20 protein-coding genes are annotated in these 18791 nt (G+C 70.1%); 6 read left to right on the forward strand and 14 right to left on the reverse strand.

The features are described 5' to 3' along the window. Nucleotides 1–32 precede the first annotated feature (32 nt). Both ON38_RS31480 and ON38_RS31485 read right to left on the reverse strand, forming a co-directional pair. A complete protein-coding gene (locus ON38_RS31480) occupies nucleotides 33–359 on the reverse strand; it encodes a histone-like nucleoid-structuring protein Lsr2 (RefSeq protein WP_039828958.1) in 327 nt (108 codons plus the stop codon). Between the two features lie 289 nt (nucleotides 360–648). Next, a complete protein-coding gene (locus ON38_RS31485) occupies nucleotides 649–1023 on the reverse strand; it encodes a WDGH domain-containing protein (RefSeq protein WP_039828835.1) in 375 nt (124 codons plus the stop codon). 67 nt (nucleotides 1024–1090) lie between these two features. Between ON38_RS31485 and ON38_RS31490 the strand changes: the two genes are divergently transcribed. Continuing rightward, nucleotides 1091–2059, forward strand: a complete 969-nt coding sequence (locus ON38_RS31490; protein ID WP_051165530.1) for an ADP-ribosylglycohydrolase family protein — start codon at nucleotides 1091–1093, stop codon at nucleotides 2057–2059. An 82-nt stretch (nucleotides 2060–2141) separates the two neighbouring features. Here ON38_RS31490 and ON38_RS31495 read toward each other — a convergent pair whose 3' ends face one another. Next, entirely contained in the window at nucleotides 2142–2495 is a 354-nt protein-coding gene (locus ON38_RS31495; protein ID WP_039828960.1) for a UBP-type zinc finger domain-containing protein, read from the reverse strand. A 319-nt stretch (nucleotides 2496–2814) separates the two neighbouring features. Between ON38_RS31495 and ON38_RS31500 the strand changes: the two genes are divergently transcribed. After that, nucleotides 2815–4191: a cytochrome P450 gene (locus tag ON38_RS31500; RefSeq protein WP_039828837.1), complete on the forward strand. Its 1377-nt coding sequence runs from the start codon at nucleotides 2815–2817 to the stop codon at nucleotides 4189–4191. Between the two features lie 49 nt (nucleotides 4192–4240). On the opposite strand, the gene ON38_RS31505 is transcribed toward ON38_RS31500, so the two are convergent. Both ON38_RS31505 and ON38_RS31510 read right to left on the reverse strand, forming a co-directional pair. Beyond that, on the reverse strand, nucleotides 4241–4648 hold the full coding sequence (locus tag ON38_RS31505) for a four-helix bundle copper-binding protein (RefSeq protein ID WP_039828839.1): 408 nt from the start codon (nucleotides 4646–4648) through the stop codon (nucleotides 4241–4243). A gap of 117 nt (nucleotides 4649–4765) precedes the next feature. Next, nucleotides 4766–5713, reverse strand: a complete 948-nt coding sequence (locus tag ON38_RS31510) for a helix-turn-helix transcriptional regulator (RefSeq protein WP_039828840.1) — start codon at nucleotides 5711–5713, stop codon at nucleotides 4766–4768. 463 nt (nucleotides 5714–6176) lie between these two features. On the opposite strand from ON38_RS31510, the gene ON38_RS31515 reads away from it, so the two are divergent. Beyond that, a complete protein-coding gene (locus ON38_RS31515) occupies nucleotides 6177–6998 on the forward strand; it encodes a SigB/SigF/SigG family RNA polymerase sigma factor (protein WP_051165531.1) in 822 nt (273 codons plus the stop codon). A 198-nt stretch (nucleotides 6999–7196) separates the two neighbouring features. After that, nucleotides 7197–7610: a nuclear transport factor 2 family protein gene (locus ON38_RS31520; protein ID WP_039828841.1), complete on the forward strand. Its 414-nt coding sequence runs from the start codon at nucleotides 7197–7199 to the stop codon at nucleotides 7608–7610. 201 nt (nucleotides 7611–7811) lie between these two features. Here ON38_RS31520 and ON38_RS31525 read toward each other — a convergent pair whose 3' ends face one another. From ON38_RS31525 to ON38_RS31545, 5 genes are read right to left on the reverse strand one after another with little or no spacing between them, the layout of a single operon-like run. After that, nucleotides 7812–8300, reverse strand: a complete 489-nt coding sequence (locus tag ON38_RS31525; protein ID WP_245564456.1) for an OsmC family protein — start codon at nucleotides 8298–8300, stop codon at nucleotides 7812–7814. Continuing rightward, nucleotides 8297–9646 (reverse strand): LLM class flavin-dependent oxidoreductase, encoded by a 1350-nt coding sequence (locus ON38_RS31530; RefSeq protein WP_039828843.1) that lies wholly within the window; start codon nucleotides 9644–9646, stop codon nucleotides 8297–8299. The genes ON38_RS31525 and ON38_RS31530 overlap by 4 nt, the downstream gene beginning before the upstream one ends. Before the next feature lie 25 nt (nucleotides 9647–9671). Continuing rightward, nucleotides 9672–10745: an NrtA/SsuA/CpmA family ABC transporter substrate-binding protein gene (locus ON38_RS31535; protein ID WP_039828844.1), complete on the reverse strand. Its 1074-nt coding sequence runs from the start codon at nucleotides 10743–10745 to the stop codon at nucleotides 9672–9674. Next, on the reverse strand, nucleotides 10742–11497 hold the full coding sequence (locus ON38_RS31540) for an ABC transporter ATP-binding protein (protein ID WP_039828845.1): 756 nt from the start codon (nucleotides 11495–11497) through the stop codon (nucleotides 10742–10744). The genes ON38_RS31535 and ON38_RS31540 overlap by 4 nt, the downstream gene beginning before the upstream one ends. Beyond that, nucleotides 11494–12330 (reverse strand): ABC transporter permease subunit, encoded by an 837-nt coding sequence (locus ON38_RS31545; protein WP_083873256.1) that lies wholly within the window; start codon nucleotides 12328–12330, stop codon nucleotides 11494–11496. Before ON38_RS31545 ends, ON38_RS31540 begins: the two co-directional genes overlap by 4 nt. A gap of 177 nt (nucleotides 12331–12507) precedes the next feature. Between ON38_RS31545 and ON38_RS31550 the strand changes: the two genes are divergently transcribed. Continuing rightward, nucleotides 12508–13143: a GntR family transcriptional regulator gene (locus tag ON38_RS31550; protein ID WP_039828847.1), complete on the forward strand. Its 636-nt coding sequence runs from the start codon at nucleotides 12508–12510 to the stop codon at nucleotides 13141–13143. 122 nt (nucleotides 13144–13265) lie between these two features. On the opposite strand, the gene ON38_RS31555 is transcribed toward ON38_RS31550, so the two are convergent. The 3 genes from ON38_RS31555 to ON38_RS31565 all read right to left on the reverse strand — a co-directional run bounded on the left by ON38_RS31555 (nucleotide 13266) and on the right by ON38_RS31565 (nucleotide 16348). Further along, complete coding sequence (locus ON38_RS31555; RefSeq protein WP_039828849.1) at nucleotides 13266–14444, reverse strand: acyl-CoA dehydrogenase family protein; 1179 nt, start codon at nucleotides 14442–14444, stop codon at nucleotides 13266–13268. Between the two features lie 165 nt (nucleotides 14445–14609). Next, on the reverse strand, nucleotides 14610–15452 hold the full coding sequence (locus tag ON38_RS31560) for an IclR family transcriptional regulator (protein ID WP_083873257.1): 843 nt from the start codon (nucleotides 15450–15452) through the stop codon (nucleotides 14610–14612). Nucleotides 15453–15646: 194 nt separating this feature from the next. Beyond that, nucleotides 15647–16348 (reverse strand): SDR family NAD(P)-dependent oxidoreductase, encoded by a 702-nt coding sequence (locus ON38_RS31565; protein ID WP_083873258.1) that lies wholly within the window; start codon nucleotides 16346–16348, stop codon nucleotides 15647–15649. 73 nt (nucleotides 16349–16421) lie between these two features. On the opposite strand from ON38_RS31565, the gene casG reads away from it, so the two are divergent. Beyond that, complete coding sequence (casG, locus tag ON38_RS31570; RefSeq protein ID WP_039828851.1) at nucleotides 16422–18086, forward strand: steroid-24-oyl-CoA synthetase; 1665 nt, start codon at nucleotides 16422–16424, stop codon at nucleotides 18084–18086. Here casG and ON38_RS31575 read toward each other — a convergent pair. Beyond that, nucleotides 18076–18696 carry a TetR/AcrR family transcriptional regulator gene (locus ON38_RS31575; protein WP_039828853.1) on the reverse strand — a complete coding sequence of 207 codons (621 nt, stop codon included), beginning with the start codon at nucleotides 18694–18696 and terminating at the stop codon, nucleotides 18076–18078. The two genes, casG and ON38_RS31575, sit on opposite strands and share 11 nt — an antisense overlap. Between the last annotated feature and the right edge of the window lie 95 nt (nucleotides 18697–18791).

Here is an 18791-nt window from a genome sequence, read left to right on the forward strand (position 1 = left end):
ACGGCCACGGCCGCGTACCGTGCCGCCCGGGCTCAGCCGGCGGCGCGCTGATACGCCTCCAGCACGACACCGGGGATACGGCCGCGATCGGGTACCTCGTGCCCGTTGCGCCGCGCCCACTCGCGTACCGCTTTCGCCGATTGCGGACGGTCCGGTGTCTGTCCTTTCACCCGGCGCGGTTTGCCGACCCTGCGGGCGAATGGCACCCATTTGTTGAGCGCCGCACGGAATTCCCGCGCGTTCTCCTCGGAAAGGTCTATTTCGTACAGCAATCCGTCGACTCCGAACGACACCGTCTCCGCCGCGACGGATTCGCCGTCCAGATCATCGACCATCGTGACAACTACCCTGCGCGCCACACCCACGTCCCTTCACTCACTACACCACCGGCCGACCCGGCACGCGACACCGTACTGGTATCACCCACGAATACCGCCTCAGAAACGCTGAGAAACCAATGAGAAAGAGACACTTGGACTCTCGTCCGAATCCGCTGGAGGACGGCCACGCCACCGGGAGGGTCTCCCGGCCGTCGTGGAGAGGATTCGGCGGTACCGTTGCCCGAGCCTCCTCCAGCGGCGCCGCGACGGGCCCCACCTGGGCATTCGGTGCCGGCAGGCGCGGGTCGCCGATGCTGCGCCGCACCGATCAGCTCATCGGCGCACAGCCGGAGCCCGGTGGCGGCGGTTCGCGCAGGAATCGGAGCATACGCTCGGCGGCCTCGCGCGCGCTGTGCCCGTCCCACACGACCGGCACCCGCCGTTCCGGGATACGAAACAGCCCCCAGTGCCGCAGCCGGTAGTGATTGGCGATCTGCCCGGTCGGTAACGTCGCGTAGACGACGAACCAGCCACCGCCGAAACAGAGTTCACCGTCGCTGTGCCGGATACTCTTGTGCACGTCGTATCGGCCGCCGCGCGCCCATTCGTTGAACACGAGCGCGTTGTACAACATCCGATACTGGTACAGCTCGGCGAATGTGTGGACGCCGTCGCTGGTGTTCTCGTCCGCCTCGCCGGGCACGCCGCCTCCAGTTCGCTCGCTGTGGTGGTGTCGGGCCGAGTACCCGCTCCGGATACCATTCGACGCGATGCACATCGACGCGATGCTCGATTCGCTGGACGGACTCTCCGTGGGGGACGCACTGGGGCAGCAGTTCCCCGTCATGCGCCGGTCCATCGACGATCTCCGGGCCGGTGAGCTGCCCACCGAGCGGCACTGGGCGTGGACCGACGACACCGAAATGGCCTGCAGCGTGGTCGCCGAACTGCTGCGCAACGCGGCGATCGACCAGGATCGGCTCGCCGCCGCCTTCGCCCGCCGGTTCCGGCCACACCGCGACTACGGGTTCAACACGGTCGGCGTGCTGCGCCGGATCGGTGCCGGTGCGCACTGGCGGGACGCCGCCGGGGAGTTGTTCGAGGGCCAGGGCTCTCGCGGTAACGGAGCGGCCATGCGCGTCGCCCCGCTGGGGGCCTGCTTCGCGGGGGATCCCGCACGGATCGTCACCGAGGCCGCGCGGTCGGCCGAGATCACCCATGCTCATCCGGAGGGTATCGCCGGCGCGGTGGCGGTGGCGCTGGCCGCCGGACTGGCCGCCCACACGCGACGTACCGGCGTCCGGCCCGCCCCGGCCGAGTTCGTCACCGCCGTCGTGGACCGACTGGCAGACAGTGAGACGACCCGGCTGATCCGCCGGGCCGGGTCCATGCTGGACGTCTCCGCTGCGGAAGCCGCGCACGAGCTCGGTAACGGCTCGCTGGTCACCGCGCAGAACACGGTGCCGTTCACGATATGGGTGGCGGCGACCACCCTCGACGACTACCCCGAAGCGATCACCAGCTGTATCGCCGCGGACGGCGATATCGACACCACCGGCGCCATCACCGGCGGGATCGTGGCCGCCCACACCGGAACCGTGCCCGGCCGGGCCGGCGCGGTCCCGCAACCGTGGCTCACCGCCCGGGAAACGCTACCCCACTGGTTCGACCCCGATCGCCGGCCGCCCCGCCCGAACGCCTTCGCCCGCATACGCCGCCGACTGTCCGGCGGCTCGTGACGGCCGGTCGCGCGCACGTTCATCGACCGGTACCGATGGTGTACAGGCGACTCGGTGCGCGGGCGCGGCCGTCCGGCGATTTTCAGTGGATATGGTTCTGCCAGTCCGCCGGTACCCGCTCCCGCGGGCCGGGCACCGTCTGCGAGGCCGGATGATCCCGGGGCGGAGCGAGTTCCGGTCCGGCCCCATACATCTCACCGGACCGATAGTCCCAGAACCAGTCCTCCCCCGGTTCGTAACTCTGCACGAAGGGGTGCCCGGTCGCGCTGAAATGCGCGGTGGCGTGCTGGGCGGGAGACGAATCACAGCAGCCGACGTGCCCGCACTGGGCACACCGCCGCAGATGCACCCACCAGCCCCGCGCCTGTTCGCATTCGACACATCCCGGGCCGCTGGGCGGCACGGCCGGGTCGATACCCTCGATGGCCTGAGACATCATGTACCTCCGCATATGCCGATGGGACGCGTGCCGCACCGCACGCGAACCGCGCGCGGCGCGGGCCGGTAGCGGGAACTCCGACGCCGATCCGGCCACGAACCGAACCCTACCGCGTCCGCCGGCCCGGCCGGTGGGCCGGCGGTCCCCGCGCGCTCGGCTGCCCCGGCATCGGCCGAGGAGGCGGGTTCGAGGCCGGCGAGACGGTCTCGACCGTTCCCAGGATTTCCGGCACGCCCGTGGTCCGTTTCACCGGCCCGCGCCCGGGTACGCGCCGGTCACCGGCGGTCGCCGGGCACAACGACGGGAGGAGAGCGGCATGGCGGATGTGCACGGGCACCGGCTCACCGGAATCCGGGCGGCCACCACCCTGGTGGATCTGGGTTTCCCGGCGATCGCGGCGGGGGTGATCGCGCGCCGCCGGCCGATGCTCGGACTGCTGGAACGACTGCGCGCCGACGAACGCGCGATCGAGCGGATGCGGGCCCTGCGCGCGGAGTTCGGCCGCGGACCGGTCGAACTCGTGGTGCCCGGCCGCCGGATCGTCGTGGTGCTCGACCCCGAGGATGTCGGCCGGGTACTCGACCAAGCACCCGCCCCGTTCGACCCGGCGAATCGGGAGAAGCGGGCCGCGCTGGGCCGGTTCCAGCCACACGGCGTGCTGGTGTCCCAGGGACCGGTCCGCGCACAGCGGCGGGCGGTGAACGAGGCGGCGCTGGACACCGGCGCACCGCTGCACCGGCTCGCGGCGCCGTTCGCGGCGAAGGTCGCGGACGAGGCGCAGGATCTGCTCACCCGGGCGCGGGGGCGCGGGGTCCTGGACGCCGGAACGTTCACGGCCACCTGGTGGCGGTTGGTGCGGCGGATCGCGCTCGGCGAGCGGGCCCGGCACGACGACGCGATCACCGACGAGTTGTGGCGGCTGCGGTCGGCCGGGAACTGGTCGTTCCTGGCACCACCGCACCGCAAACGCCGCGACCGGTTTCTCGCCCGGTTGTACGACTATGTGGAAACGGCGGAACCGGACAGCCTGGCGGGCGCCTTGGCGGCAGTGCCCGCCGCCGGAGCGGTCGACCCGGTGGGCCAGATGCCGCAATGGCTGTTCGCCTTCGACGCCGCCGGTATCGCCCTTTCGCGGACCCTCGCTCTCCTGGCCGACCATCCGGACCAGCGGGCACGGGCCCGTGCCGAAGCCGAGGATCCCGGTACCGCCGGGCTGCGCCCCTATCTGCGTGCCTGCGTACTGGAATCGATCCGGTTGTGGCCCACGACTCCGGTCATCCTGCGCGATACGACCGAGTGGACCCGGTGGCGGTCCGGCTCCGCGGAGTTCGCGCTGGAGCCGGGTGCCGCCCTGGTGATCGTGGCTCCGGCCTTCCATCGTGATCGCGACACGCTCCCGTTCGCCGACCGGTTCGTACCGGAGATCTGGCTGTACGGGCGGGCCCAGGAATATCCGCAGCTCGTGCCGTTCAGCGCCGGACCCGCCGAATGTCCGGGCCGGGATCTGGTCCTGTTCGTCACCAGCGCGCTGCTCGCGCATATGGTCTCCGGACCCGAGCTCCGCCTGCGCTCGCATCCCCCGCTCGGCCCGGACGAACCGCTACCCGCCACCCTGAACAACTACGGACTCGAGTTCACGGTCGTCCCCCGCACCGGAGCGGCGAGAGCCGCGGAGAGCGCGCCGCCGCGATGAGCACGGCCGTATCGGCCCGCCGGCGCGCCCCCGTGGTCGCCGGGCCCGGTCAGCCGAGCGTCGCGAGCAGCGTCCGGCAGGCCAGTTCGCAGCGGCGGCATGCTTCGGCACACACCTCGCAGTGCTCGTGCATCCCGGCATGCCGCAGGCATTCGTCGCGGCAGGCCGCGCACGCGGCGGCACAGGCCTCGAGCAGTGGCCGGGTCGGCGCGGTGCGGCCACCGGTGTGCCGGGTGAGCACGCGTCCGGTGGTATCGCAGATCTCGGCGCAGTCCAGATCGGTGCGGATACAGGTCACCAGATCGGCGACCCCGGGTTCGCTGAGGCAGGAGTCCGCGCACGCGGTACACACCTGCGCGCACGAGAAGCATTCCTCGATACAGCGGGTCAGGGCGGCGCGGTCGATTCCGTCCAGGTCGTGCGGATACAGATCCAGCATCTCGGCGGCGTGCGTCATCGTGTGCTCCTCTGTCCGGTCGACGGATTACCCCGGGCGTGCTACCCAGCGGCCGAAATCACACACCTCGGCCGGTGGACCGTTCCCGGCGGAATACCACAGACCGCGCCACCGGACTCAGGTGTGCAGGACCTCCGACGGCGAGCGCCCGTAATGGCGGCGATAGGCGATGGCGAAGCGGCCCGGGTGGGCGAAGCCCCACCGGTAGGCGATGGTCGCGACGGTCCGCCCGTCTCCGGCCACCGCGGCCCGCAGGTCGTCGTGCGCACCGGCCAGCCGCAGCCTGCGCAGATACCGCAGCGGTGTGGTGCCGAGGTGGCGGCGGAACGCCAGCTGCAACGCGCGCGGGGTCACGAAGGCCGCGGCGGCCACCTCGGTGATGGTCACATCCTCGTGCAGATGCGATTCGAGATAGGCCACGGCCCGGCGTACCGTCTCCGGATGCGCGTCGCGACGGTCGGCGGCGTCGGCGTCGGTCACCGCCGTGGTCGGCATGGTGGCGAGTACGGTCGCGGCGAGGTAGTCGGCACCGGTCGCGGCCAGCAGGGGACTGTCCGCGGTGACGCGATCGGCGGCCACCCGTTGCAGGTGGGTGATCACCGCTGTCAGCTGCCGGTTCGCCGCCTGACTCACCGGCCGGTGGCCACCGAGCCGGACGGGTTCGGCCGGATCGGCGGTGGTCGCCAGCCGGTCCAGCAACTCCGGTTCGAACATGGTGATGTCGTAGCGCGCGGAGCGGATCACTCCGGTGTAGGGCAGATCGTGCGGGGTGAGCAGGCCGGAGTCGCCGGGGGTGAAGGTATCGCGGCCCAGACCGTGATAGTCCTCTTCCACCGTCCCGGTGTGCACCGTCACCAGGCATACCTTCTGGAGTGGGTCGGCGTCGTAGGCCATGTCGAAACCCAGATCCAGCCGGTCGAGACTGACCGGGCCGAGGACGTCGCGGCGGATGCGCGTGCGCACTCCGCGCGGGCTCTCGTTGCCGATCCGCATCTGGGTGTAGGCGTCGTTGAGGAATGCCTCGGTCGCGCCGAGGTCCTCGCTGTCGAACGCCAGACTCTGCATGAACAGCCTCTCGTCGGGTCGAACGCACCACCGGCCCCATAAGTGGAACGACGGTCGTTCTCTTCTACGACACCATGTGTGCCCGCCCGGACCAAACCGGCGGGCGAACACCGTGGCCCCCACGACCCCCCGATTTCCGACGGGCGACCCCTGGGAGAAGCCCGCACCACGCTCATGACCGCCAGGCACCGAGCCGTCGGCCGGCACACTGCCCGTCATGCTGTCGCCTCCGGACAGGCCGCCCGGAGGCGTCCAGTATTCGCGGACGGAGCCGTTCGGAGGTACCGAGCGCCCGGCCCACTCCCTCGACTGTACGGAAAACGAAGCCCCCCGCCCCCGGGTATTCACAATACGAAGAGAACGGACCGATCTTGATTGCCTGCGCCGGGAGGCGGTAGCCGGGGATCGTGTCGCCCTCCGACGGCGCCGATCGAGGCGGAGGCAACAGAAAGCGAGGTTCTCGATGACGACTGTGGCCGCATACGACTCCCCCACCACCGCGCGGCGGGCCAGCCGCGGTACCGACAGCTACGACGGGATCGAGCCGCTGCTCGAGCGGCTCGCGGCGATGGACACCGACGACCCCGGGCGTCCGGAGTTGCGCGAGGAGATCATGCGCCGCTGTCTGCCGCTGGCCGACCACATCGCGCGCCGATTCACCGGCCGCGGGGAAACCTATGAGGATCTGCACCAGATCGCCTCCCTCGGCCTGGTGCTCGCCGTCGACCGTTACGACGCTTCGCGGGGTTCGAGTTTCCTGGCCTTCGCGGTCCCCACCATCATGGGTGAGGTCCGCCGCCATTTCCGTGACCACACCTGGGCGGTCCGCGTGCCGCGGCGGCTGAAGGAGACCCAGCTCGCCCTCGGTCCCACCATCGAGCGCCTCAGTCAGGAGCTCGGCCGTACCCCGACGGCGCTGGATATCGCCGTGGCGATGAATCTCGACCTCAACGAGGTCACCCAGGCGCTGCTGGCCGGTAACGCCTATCGCACCGATTCGCTCGATGCCTCGGTGGAGCAGAACGACAGCAGCGGCGCGGCGGCCAAGAGCGCCGACGCCCTCGGCGACGAGGATCCGTCCTACGAGATCACCGAGAACGCCCTGACCATCGCGCCCCTGCTGCGGGAGCTCCCGCAGCGGGACCAGCGGGTGCTGCACATGCGATTCTTCGAGAACCGCACCCAGGCCCAGATCGCGGCCGAGCTGAACGTCTCCCAGATGCAGATCTCACGCATCCTCACCCGGACGTTGGCGGCCCTGCGCGCCCGCGCCCTGCGCGACTGACCGACGGGTCCGGGGTCTGGGCCATCGGCGCGGCATCCAACCGATGCGGCCGGCGACGACCGGAGCGGACGCGGGCGGCACCACGGCGGCCGAGGGTCGCGAGGTGATCACCTCGCGACCCTCTTTCGTTGGCAGATCCAACAAACTCGCATACAGTTGGGGACACCAACATTGGATGCTCCAACGAAAGAGGCACTTGTGTCCACCGATGACCTACTCGCCGACCGTATCGAAATCGCCGATCTGTTCACCCGTTTCGCGCGGCTGCTCGACGAGGGGCGGTACCGCGACGCCGCCACCGTCTACACCCGCGATGTGACCGTCCACTCGCCGCGCGGCGGTACGCTGCGCGGTATCGACGCCGTGGCCGACTTCATCCGGCGGTCCGAGGTCGACGGCGAGCACGCCCAGCACACGACCACCGACCTACTGGTCGAGGTATCGGGCGACCGGGCCGCGGCGTCGGCGAATTCGCTGGTCTACTACTACCGCGAGGGACGACCGCCCCACCGGACCGGTGGCCTGCGGCTCACCTCCACCGTCGTCCGGACACCCGCGGGCTGGCGACTGGGCGAGTTGCGGATCGAACCCGCCTGGGTCCGGGAGGGTTGAACGCCGGACCCCGTCGCCGACCGGCACTCTCAGCGATCGGACGGCGGGGCGGCGGCTCCCGAGGCCGGGCGGAGACGGCACAGGCGAGGCACGGGCCGGACGGGGCCGGGGTGGCGATCGCCCGCTCCCCGCGTCCGGCGCCGACCGGGCCGCACCTCGACCCGGCAGTACTTGTCGTCCGCCGACCCGGCGTACCGATCATCACCCGCGGGCACGGTCGCCGTCCGTCCCGCTCCGGCGCGCCGATCCGGCGGTCTCCGGCCGGCGACGGCCATTGAGGGTGACCTCGATGCCGCTGCCGCGACGCACCGTGTTGTAGATCGGGCAGGTGGCCACGAAGTTGTCCACCAGCGCCCATCCGTCCGGGTCGCCGACCCCGGTGATGCCGATCTCGAGAACGGTTCGACGATAGTAGGTCGGATCGTCCGCGTCGCGGGTGTGCGAGGCCGTCGCCGTCACCCGCACGGCAGGCAGACCCGCCTCCGCGGCACGGTCCTCGATATTCGCGAGGGCACACGACGCCAGCGCGGCGAGCAACAGTTCACCGGCGTGTATCGCCTCACCGTCCGCCAACCGGGAATCACTGACCAGATGGTTGGTCCGGGCCGAGACGATGAACCGGCCCGGTGCCGCGATCGCGGCCGCCACCACCACGTCACCGCGCGGCACACCGGTTTCCGGGCCGGTCACGCCGCGCCGCCCGCGCGCGTGGTCCATTCGCCGCGGGCCGGCCGGTCGAGCCCGAGATTCTCGCGCAAGGTCGCGCCCTCGTACTCGGTGCGGAAGAGTCCGCGCTTCTGCAGTTCCGGCACCACCTGCCGGGTGAAGGTCTCGAATCCGCCCGGCTGATAGGGAACCTGCAGGGTGAATCCGTCGGCGGCGCCATCGGTGAACCACTCCTCGAGCCCGTCGGCGACCTCCGCGGCCGTGCCGATGAAATCGCCCTCGGTCCGGCCGCCGTACTGTTTGCCCAACTGGCGCAGGGTGAGACCGTCGCGCTCGGTGATCTCCCGGACCTCGTGGTAATGCCCTTCCACACCCGGCACCTCCACCTCGGGCAGGCGTTCGTCCAGCGGGAAGGTGGAGAGGTCGACGTCGAGGTGATAGGCGAGCGTGGACAGGCCGCCCAGCGGCGGGACCAGTTCGAAGATCTCCGCGGCCAGTTCCTTTGCCCGCGCCGCGGTGGGCGCGACGATCGGGGTTATCGACGGCAGGATCTTGATCCGGTCGGGGTCGCGGCCGAAGGTCGCCGCCCGCTCCTTGATCTCGGTGTAGAAGGACTGCGCGGATTCCTTGGAGGCGTGGCTGCAGAAGATCACATCCGACCAGTGCGCGGCGAAATCCTTGCCCTTCGACGAGGCGCCCGCCTGGATCAGCACCGGATAGCCCTGCGGCGGCCGCGGCACATTGAGCGGCCCCTGCACGGTGAAGTACCGTCCCCGGTGGTCGATCCGGTGCACCAGCTCCGGATCGGCGAACAGCGGCGTCTGCTCGTCCAGGACCAGCGCGTCGTCTTCCCAGCTGTCCCAGAGTTTCGCCGCCACCTGCAGGAACTCGTCGGCACGTTCGTAGCGGGTCGAGCGGTCGAACTGCGCGTCGAGGTTGAAGTTCCGGGCCTCGGACTCCTGGAACGAGGTCACGATGTTCCAGGCGGAGCGGCCCGCGGTGAGGTGATCGAGGCTGGCGAAGGTCCGCGCGACGCCGAACGGCTGCGCGTAGCTGGTCGACACGGTCGCCGCGATACCGAGATGCCGGGTCACCGCGGCCATCGACGCCATCACCGGCAGCGGATCCACCCGCAGCGAACCCAGTGCGCCGTAGCGCAACTGCGAATCGGTACTGCCCCCGAAACGGTCGGGCACCGAGAGGATGTCGGGAAAGAACGCCAGGTCGAACCGGCCGTCCTCCAGGGTCCGCGCGATGTTGTGGTAGTAGGAGGCGTCCAGCCAGCCGGGAACCGACCCCGGATACCGCCAGCCGCCGGGCCGGCCCGGGCCCGCGGTGACGAAGGCGGCGAGGCGCATTTTCTTGCTCATCGATCGGTCTCCCGGTCTCTCTCGATCACGATTCGGACAGTTCGGCGCGCACGGCGTCGGCGACCGGCGCGAACCGGCCGTCGGCGAACCAGCCGCGCACATCCACCGCCTCCGGATACACACCGAGCCGGTGGAAGTTGTCGGCCAGATCCTGGGTGCCGTCGACGGCCTCGGGCCCGACCACGCCGAAATCCCCCGCGCCCGAGTACGAGAGGCGCTTCTGCTGGACCAGGTCGTAGTAGACGTCCTTTTCCAGGGTGGAATCACCGAATCCGCCCAGCGCCGCGAATTCGGCGACCGCGGTCTCCGGATTCGCCTCGATCCAGCGCTGCGCGTCGCGGACATTGCGCACCAGGGCGGCGGTCTCGCCGGGATGGTCGAAGGCGAATCGCTCGGAAGCGACGAAGAACGCGTAATCGTAGGTGCGCACTCCGGGCAGCACATCGGCATCGTGTTTGCGCCGGGCGAGTTCTATGGTGGGCTGCCAGTTGATCCAGGCATCGACGTGCCGCTGCGCGAACGCGGCTTCCGCGTCGGCGGCGGTGAGGTTGACGTACTCGATATCGTCGAGCGTCAGCCCGGCGGTCTCCAGATATTTGACCAGACTGTAGGTTCCGGTGGTGCCCTGGTGATCGGCCACCCGGCGCCCGGCGAGATCGGCCGCGGACTTGATATCGGACCCCTTGGGGACCAAGATATCGACCTCGTTCGCCGGCAGCGGATAGGCGACCAGCGGGACCACCGGCACCCCGCCGCCGATGGCGTAGATGACCGCGGTCGCGGTCGCGAAGGAGAATTCGATACTTCCGGCCTTGATCGCCTCCATGACCGGGAGCGACGCGGGGAACCCGGTCGGGAACGAAACCGGCAACCCCACCTCGGCGCTCACGTCGAAACCGCCCAGCCGGTGCGACAGGATCGTGCCCGGTTCGGCTTTACCGTCGCCGATCAGGGCGTACCGGATCTCGGTCAGCGCCGCGGGCGCCGAGGAACCCGGCCCGCAGGCCGACAGGGCCGCGGCGCCGGCGACGCCGAGCGCACCCAGGCCGGTGGCCTTCAGGAACCCGCGTCGGTTCAGCGATAACGGTGACGTGCTCATACTGCGGTGCCTTTCGGGAGTTGCCGCGCCGAACGGTCGGCGGCGAGGAGATCGGCGAGGAGACGCTGTTCGAGCTCGGCGAGCTGTGCGTCGCCGCGCCGATGCGGCCGGGGCCGATCGACGGTGAGATCGGTGGTGATGCCGTCCACGGTCAGCAGCAGCACCCGATCGGCCAGCATCAGCGCTTCCTCGACATCGTGGGTGACCAGTACGACGGTCCGCGGATCCTGCGCCAGCAGCGATTCGACGAGCTCGTGCATATTCACCCGGGTGATGGCGTCCAGGGCGCCGAACGGCTCGTCCAGCAGCAGGATATCGGGATGGTGCAGCAGCGCCCGGGCGAGCGCGACCCGCTGCCGCTGGCCGCCGGAAAGCTCCGCGGGCCAGTCCTTCTCACGACCCGCGAGACCGACCCGGTCGAGCAACCGGTGCGCCGCGTCCTCCTGGCGACGGGTCGCCAGCGTGACATTGCCGAGCACCGATTTCCACGGCAGCAGGCGATCTTCCTGGAACATCATCCGAGCCGAATAGGACGTCGCGCCGACCGGCGTCACCGTCCCCTCGGTGGGCGTCTCGAGTTGCGCGAGCAGCCGCAGCAGACTCGATTTGCCGACACCGCTCGGGCCGATGACGGCGACGAACTGGCCCGGTTCGACGGTGAGGTCCAGATCTCGCAGGACCCAGTTGTCGCGATACCGGATACCCACCCCGCGCAGCGTGAGGCCCACTTGCTGTTTCGTCCGCTCGCTCACGACCGCACCTTCCGCATCGTCGGATTCCAGCGCAGGGCCCGGCGCTCGATGAGCCGGGTGATCTGATCGGCGAGCAGACCCGCGAGGGCGTAGAGCACGATCGCCAGCACGATCCGGTCGGTGCGCAGCATCTCCCGGCCGTTCTGCGCCAGATAGCCGATGCCCTCGCGCGTCGCGATGGTCTCGGCGACCACGAGGGTGAGCCATGCGACGCCCAGCGCGTACCGGATCCCGGTCAGGATCATCGGCATCGCACCCGGCACTACGACATGACGGATGAGCCCCCAGCGGGTGAGGCCGTAGGAGCTGCCCAGCTGGATGAGTTTCTCGTCGACGGTGCGGATCCCGCTGACCGTGTTGAGGTAGACCGGGAAGATCACCCCGAGGGTGACCAGCACCACCCGCGGCGTCTCGCCGATACCGAACGCCGCGATGAGCAGTGGCACCAACGCCAGATGCGGCAGCGCGCGCACCATCTGCAGGCTCCGGTCGAAAACGCCCTCCGCCAGCCGGGACAGCCCCACCGCGAAGCCGAACGCCAGGCCGATGACGGCGCCGATACCGAAGCCGATCGCGACCCTGCGCAGGCTCACCAGGATGTGCTCGGGTAGTTCACCGCTGCGCCACAGCGTGCCCGCGGTGTCGAGCACCACCGACGGCGCGGGCAGGACCGCCGGCGAGATGATCCCGGCGCTCGAGGTCCACTGCCAGGCCGCGACGATGAGCACCGGCATCACCCAGGGCAGCAGGGCGCGCGGATGGCGGCCGAACCTGCTGTTCAGCGCCCGTCGGCGCGGTGCGGCCGGAGCCGCCGCGGCCACCGATCCGGTCATCGGCGGTCTTCGTTCAGTTGCGGATACATGACTCTCCTGTCGTGCTTCTGCAGGCACGGTAGAGCCGGAGCACGCAACTGTCGCCAGTTGTATACAGCTGAGTCCAGAAGTCTGTTCTTCCTGCCGCCGGTGTGGTATCGGTGAACGATCGCGTCCCCGTTCCGAGGAGAACCCCCTATGCCCGAATCCCGTGATCCATCGGATTCGCCGTACCACCGGCTGCGCGCCCGCATCGTCGGCGGGACCTACCCGCCGGGCACCCTGCTGGTTCCGGCGAACGTCGGCGCGGATCTCGGCGTCTCCCGCACCCCGGTGCGCGAAGCACTGATGCGGCTGGAGGTCGAGGGACTGATGACCAAGGAATCACGCGGTTTCGTCGTCCGGGTCCGCACCCCCGAGGAGATCCTCGATATCTGCGAAGCCCGAATCGCGCTGGAAGCCACCGTCGCTCGCAGCGCGGCCGCCCGCCGCACCGAGTTCGATCTCGCCAAACTCCAGCACCTGCTGGACTCCGCCCGGGGACTCGGCGGGCAGGAACGACTCGACCGCCACGCGGAATGGCACGTCGCACTCCGCCACGCCGCACACAACTCGACCGCGCTGGAACTCATGGCGCTCCTCGACGCCCGCCTGCGGGTCTACGACGGCGCGGTGTCGCGCACCCGGGACAACCTGGATCTCATCGAGGACGAGCACACCCAGATCTTCGAGGCGATCCGCGACCGCGACCCCGAACGCGCGGCGAAAATTATGGAGGCCCACCAATCCCGCACCCGCGACCTACGCCTCGCCGAGATGACCCACCGGCAGTAGCCCGCTTCCTGCGCGAACCGCGCCGAAAGTAGACCTGGGCGCGGTGGGACCGGGCCTTCGGCGATCAGGCGCATACCCTCGGTGAGCAGCGGCGTCACCCGGCCGGAATCGATTGCATCTGCTCAGATCATCGAGCGGTGCATGCCCTGTGGTTCGCCGCCCAGCTGGGTCAATGCCGAAGCGTGGAAGATGGACCCGGGCACATGGATCGCGTGGGCGAGTCCGGCGTGCGCGTCGCGGAAGAACCGCTGCATGGGGAACCGGTAGTGCAGCGCGCCGCCACCGGATCTGGCGAAGATCTCGTCCACCGCGCGGACCGCGCGCCACGCCGCCGCGGTCTGGGTGCGCCGGCCGATCGCTCGTTCCTCGAAGCCGATCTCACGGCCCTTTTCGGTGCTGTCCCAGAACCGGTCCACGTTCTCGAGCAGCGCCGCCCGGGAGGCGGCGATTTCCGCCGCCGCCTCGCCGATCGCGAACAGGACGTAGGGGTCCTCCTTGATCGGGATACCGGTCACCGCGACCCGCTCGCGCTGGGCGGCGATATGGCAGGCCAGCGCTCCCTCGGCGATACCGATCACCGCGGAGGTGATACCCAGCGGGAACATGCAGGAGAAAGGCATCCGGTACAGGGTCTCGGTGCGGCCCGCCCGACGTACGGCGGTGCCGTCCATGACCTCCGCGGCCGATAGGGTGCGGTAGGCCGGCACGAACGCGTTCCGCACGATCAGGTCCTTGGATCCCGTGCCGCGCAACCCGATCACATCCCAGGAGTCCGCGACGATCTCGTAGTCCGACCGGGGCAGGATCACGTGCAGCGAATCCGGTGGCAGTACCGGTTTCCCGTCGGCATCGCCGACCAGCGCGCCCAGGAAAGCCCACTGACAGTGGTCGGTTCCGGAGGAGAACGACCAGCGTCCGTTGAGCAGGTAGCCACCGTCGACGGGGGTCGCCACCCCCATCGGCGCGTACGGTGACGCGACCCAGGTGTCCGGATCGACGCCCCAGATCTCCTCCTGAACCCGGGAATCGGCGAAGGCGAGCTCCCACGGATGCACGCCGACGATACCGGTGACCCAGCCCGCCGCGCCGTCCATCGCGGCGATGGCCATGGTGGTCTCCGCGAATTCCCGGGGATGGCATTCGAATCCGCCGTAGGTTTTCGGCTGCAGCATCCGTATCGCACCGGCTTCGCGCAGCCGGCGCACCGAGGTGTCGGCGAGGCGCATGAGCCTGTCACCTTCGGCACCCGCGGCGCGGATCTCTTCCGCGTACTGCTCGATCCGGTCCGTTACCTGACCCATGACTCCAACTTCCTGTTCGATGTCCCGCGGCCGGGCGACGCGCGCCGGCCGCGGTTACACGGCGACGCGGTACACCCGGGCCCGCCCGCCGCCGAGGCTGCCAGCCGGTTCGCCGTTCTGTCACAGAACCTTCCGATGAGCGAGACGACACCGGAGTCCGGTGGCTCAGCGCGATCCCAGCGCCTCCAGCGGTCGAACGCCTGCTGTCGGTTCGATCCGGTCGGCCGGGCCGGGGAACAGGGTGCGCGAGATCTCCCGGGACAGGTTCATCACCAGCGGCGCGACCCGGTCGAGCCGCGCGGTGCGCGCGTCACCGCACAGCGAGACCGCGGCGACCGGACCGGCGTCACCGCGCACCGCGGCGCCGACACAGGCCACCCCGGGCGCCGATTCGCTGTCGTCGAAGGCCAGCCCGCCGCGCAGCCGGATACGGCTGAGCTCGTGGTGCAGGGTCGCGCGCTCGGCGATCGTCTTGCCGGTGCGGCGGGGCAGCTCGGGGCGATAGAGGCGGTCGACCGCTTCGGGTTCCAGGGCCGCCAGGATCGCTTTCCCACCGGCCGTGGCATACGCCGGGGCGGATCCGCCCACCCGGGAGGGCAGCCGGGTGGCGAACCACCCGCCGACCTTGTCGAGGTAGACGGTGTCGCCGCCGTCGAGCACCGTCAGGTGCACCACCAGACCGGTCCGCAGGTGCGCTTCGTGCAGCAGCGGGGCCGCCGCCGCCCGGATCCGGTCGTGCCCATCACCGCCGAGACCGCGCGCGCGGCGGCCGAGGGCGTAGCCGAGGGAGGTGTGCTCGACCCAGCCGGACTCGGTGAGCTGATGCAGGATGCGGTAGACGGTCGAGCGCGGCAGCCGCGCGCGCCGCGCGACCTCCTCGAGGGACAGCCGTGCGCTCCGATTGTCGAACGCATCCAGGATCCGGGTCATCCGCTCGACCATGGACAGCGGCAGATCCGGCTCGCCGGTCTGCTCGGCGGTGCCGTTCCCCGAATCAATGATGGTCATCGACTTCTCCAAAAGAGCTGCTCAGAAGCCTTTCATAGGCCAAAACTGAAATTGATTCTCGCATCACAGTAACACCCGACGGCTCCCGCGGAGCGGAAACGACGAGTTACCCGCGAACACAGCTCATTCCCCGGCCCGTCCGCCGAGGCCGGCGGTCGCCCGCGTACTTCTCCCCCGGCGACCGGCCCGCGCCCTCAGGACCAGCGCGCCTGCCCTCCGTCCAGCGGAATGGTCGCCCCGGTCAGATAGCCCGCGTCCGGTCCCACCAGGAATGCGACCGCGCGGCCGATATCTTTCTCGCAGTCACCGATCCGGCCGAGCGGGATGGTGGCGACGAATTCGGCCGCTTCCTCGGGATTGTGTTCGGTCCACCATTTCAGGCCCGGTGACAGGGCATGTGGGGCGACCGCGTTCACCCGGATACCGTCGCGGCCCCATTCGCTGGCGGCGGTTCGGGTGAGCGAACGCATGGCCTCCTTGGTGGCCGCGTACAGCCCGTACCCACTGGTATCCCAGCGCACCGCCGCGGAGGTGACCATATTGACGATCGACCCGCCGCCCCGGGCCTTCATATACGGATGGCAGGCCTGCATGAGCCGCAGGGTGGCGACCGGGCCGGTGGACAGCGCCTCGTTCATCCGCTTCGGCGTGATGTCGAGCAGGGGCCCGAGCGCGGTCTGGTTGGCATTGTTGATCAGGATGTCCACCCCGCCGAAGAGCGCGGCCACCTGCTCGACCAGGGATTCGAGCCGGTCGGTCTCGCCGATATCGCACACCACCGGCGCGGCCCGATCGTCTCCCACTGTCCGTTGCCTGCGGCACCGCGCGGCGCACGGTGCCGCGACGCTAGCCGCGCGGTGGTTCCGGCCACGGACGGTGGTCTCGCTCAGTGGCAACGCCCGCCGGACTTCGTGCCGCGCCGTGAGAAGTTGTCAGCCGCTACGCACCGTGAACGAGAGGGTCGCCACCATGACGACACCGGCAGACGCACAGCAGCGCCTCAACGAAGTCATCACGCGGCTGACCGGTCCGGGTGGCCGGTTCGAGATCACCGCGGAAGACGTACTCGGCGCCACCATGCCCGTGCTGCGGCACCGCGGGCGCGCGGTCGGCGACCTGGTGGCCGCGTCCCGTGCCTGGAAGGACCGCGACTACCTGGTGACCGCCGACCGCCGCATCTCCTACGCACAGCACGCGGATGCGGTCGCCGCGCTGGCCACCGCGTTGCGCGACGAGTACGGGGTGGGCCGCGGCGACCGGGTCGCGCTGCTGGCCGCCAACTGTCCCGAATGGGTGACGGCATTCTGGGCCGCGCAGTGCCTGGGCGCGGTCGCCGTCGGGCTGAACAGCTGGTGGATGCCCCGCGAGATCGAGTACGGACTCGGGCACAGCCGGCCACGGGTGCTGATCGTCGACGCCAAACGTGCCGCCCTGCTGGCCGGAGTCGATACCGCGGATATCACCGTGCTCACCGTCGAAGAGGACATCCCGCGCCTCGTCGCGGCCCACGCCGGCGCCGAACTCCCCCCCGCCGGGGTCGACGAGGACGATCCGGCTGTCATCCTCTACACCAGCGGGACCAGCGGCCGGCCCAAGGGCGCACTGCATTCCCAGCGCAACCTGCTCGCGGTCGTCGACTACCACCGCTTCTCCGACGCGATGGCGGCGGCGTTCACCGGGCGCGCCTACTCCGACACCGAGCCGAGCCCCCTGCGCTATCTGCTGACCTCACCGCTGTTCCATATCGCCAGCCTGCACAATCTGGTCGTGCCCCGCCTGGCGACCGGGAGCACCGTGGTGATGTACCAGGGCGCCTTCGACGCGGCCGCGGTCCTGGGACTGATCGAGCGGGAACGGGTCACCAATTGGGGCGCGGTGCCGACCATGGCCGCCCGCCTGCTCGAGTGCGGCGATATCGACAGATACGATCTCTCGTCCCTGACCGCGTTCGCGCTCGCCTCGGCCCCGTCGTCGCTCGCGCTGAAGGACCGGCTGCGGCAGCGGTTCCCGTTCGCCCGCGACGCCCTGGTCGACAGCTACGGGCTCACCGAATGCAGTACCGCGATAGCAGTGGCCACGACCGCCGAGCTCGAGCAGTACCCCGGCACGCTCGGCCGGCCGATTCTCACGGTATCGGTGGAGATCCGCGACCCCTTCGGGGAGCGGGTGCCCGACGGTACCGAGGGCGAGGTGTGCGTACGCAGCCCCTTCGTCATGCTCGGCTACTGGGCGGACGAGGCGGCCACCGCTGCGGCGATCACCCCGGACCGCTGGTTGCGCACCGGCGATTTCGGCGTCCTCGAGGACGGCCGGCTGCGGTTGACCGGCCGCCGCTCGGATCTGATCCTGCGCGGCGGCGAGAACGTCTACCCCACCGAGATCGAGCAGTGCCTGGACGAGCATCCCGCCGTCGCGGAGAGCGCCGCCGTGGGTGTGCCCCACGAGGATCTGGGGCAGGAGGTGGCGGCGATCGTCGTGGTACGACCGGGCGCCACCGTCGACGAGGCGCAACTGCACGAGTACGCCGCCGCGCGACTGTCGTATTACAAAGTGCCCAGCCGGTGGCGGATCACCACCGAGCCGCTGCCGCGCAACGCGACCGGAAAGGTGATCCGGCGCGGTCTCACGGCCTGAACGATTCCGGCCACTCCGCGAGGAGCAGATCGCACGCCGTCCGCAAATCCGCTTCGGCGTCGGCGATGGTGATCCGGCCGTTGAGGCACGACTGGATGATGCCGAAAACCGAATGGATCAGCACCCGCAGCAGGCGGGCGTCCCGTTCGGTCACCTGCTCGATTCCCGCGGCGTCGTACAGCAGTTCCCGGAAATTCCGGTCCACCCCGGCGGTATCCGGCACAGCGGACGCCCGGGCCGCGCTGTTGGATTGGATCATGGCGGTGGCCAGCAGCGGCCGGGCCAGCAGCACGCGGACCACCTGGAGCAACCGGTCGTGCACCGCGTCCCGGGCGCTCGGGCCCGGGTGGGGCCGCCGCGCGTACTTCGCGCGCATCCGGTCGATCTGATCGAGCATGACCGCCACGAACAGATGGGTTTTGGACGGGAAATACCGGTACAGGGTGGCGACCGCGACACCCGCGAGTTTCGCCACCTCGTGCATCTGCACCCGTTCGAGTTCCTTGTCGGTGGCCAGCGTCGCGGCGGCGTGCAGGATCCGGCCCACCCGGGCGTGCTGCTCGGTGGAACTCGGTGCCGCGGCATCGCGCGTCTCGGCGATCCTCGGCATAACTCCCCTTCCTCGTCCCACCACCCGGTAGCCGTCCCGCCGGCGCTGCCGCCCCGGACCGGCGGCGGGCTGCTCCGGTGGGACCGCCCGCCGCG

The organism is Nocardia testacea NBRC 100365, from assembly GCF_000308775.1.
Classification (GTDB): Bacteria; Actinomycetota; Actinomycetes; order Mycobacteriales; family Mycobacteriaceae; genus Nocardia; species Nocardia testacea.

What these genes read in the sequence shown, in the direction of transcription:
- ON38_RS31490 (WP_051165530.1), top strand. Translation starts at nt 1,091, where the DNA reads ATGCACATCGACGCGATGCTCGATTCGCTGGACGGACTCTCCGTGGGG.
- ON38_RS31495 (WP_039828960.1), bottom strand. Translation starts at nt 2,495, where the DNA reads ATGTCTCAGGCCATCGAGGGTATCGACCCGGCCGTGCCGCCCAGCGGC.
- ON38_RS31500 (WP_039828837.1), top strand. Translation starts at nt 2,815, where the DNA reads ATGGCGGATGTGCACGGGCACCGGCTCACCGGAATCCGGGCGGCCACC.
- ON38_RS31505 (WP_039828839.1), bottom strand. Translation starts at nt 4,648, where the DNA reads ATGACGCACGCCGCCGAGATGCTGGATCTGTATCCGCACGACCTGGAC.
- ON38_RS31510 (WP_039828840.1), bottom strand. Translation starts at nt 5,713, where the DNA reads ATGCAGAGTCTGGCGTTCGACAGCGAGGACCTCGGCGCGACCGAGGCA.
- ON38_RS31515 (WP_051165531.1), top strand. Translation starts at nt 6,177, where the DNA reads ATGACGACTGTGGCCGCATACGACTCCCCCACCACCGCGCGGCGGGCC.
- ON38_RS31530 (WP_039828843.1), bottom strand. Translation starts at nt 9,646, where the DNA reads ATGAGCAAGAAAATGCGCCTCGCCGCCTTCGTCACCGCGGGCCCGGGC.
- ON38_RS31535 (WP_039828844.1), bottom strand. Translation starts at nt 10,745, where the DNA reads ATGAGCACGTCACCGTTATCGCTGAACCGACGCGGGTTCCTGAAGGCC.
- ON38_RS31545 (WP_083873256.1), bottom strand. Translation starts at nt 12,330, where the DNA reads ATGACCGGATCGGTGGCCGCGGCGGCTCCGGCCGCACCGCGCCGACGG.
- ON38_RS31550 (WP_039828847.1), top strand. Translation starts at nt 12,508, where the DNA reads ATGCCCGAATCCCGTGATCCATCGGATTCGCCGTACCACCGGCTGCGC.
- ON38_RS31555 (WP_039828849.1), bottom strand. Translation starts at nt 14,444, where the DNA reads ATGGGTCAGGTAACGGACCGGATCGAGCAGTACGCGGAAGAGATCCGC.
- ON38_RS31560 (WP_083873257.1), bottom strand. Translation starts at nt 15,452, where the DNA reads ATGACCATCATTGATTCGGGGAACGGCACCGCCGAGCAGACCGGCGAG.
- casG (WP_039828851.1), top strand. Translation starts at nt 16,422, where the DNA reads ATGACGACACCGGCAGACGCACAGCAGCGCCTCAACGAAGTCATCACG.
- ON38_RS31575 (WP_039828853.1), bottom strand. Translation starts at nt 18,696, where the DNA reads ATGCCGAGGATCGCCGAGACGCGCGATGCCGCGGCACCGAGTTCCACC.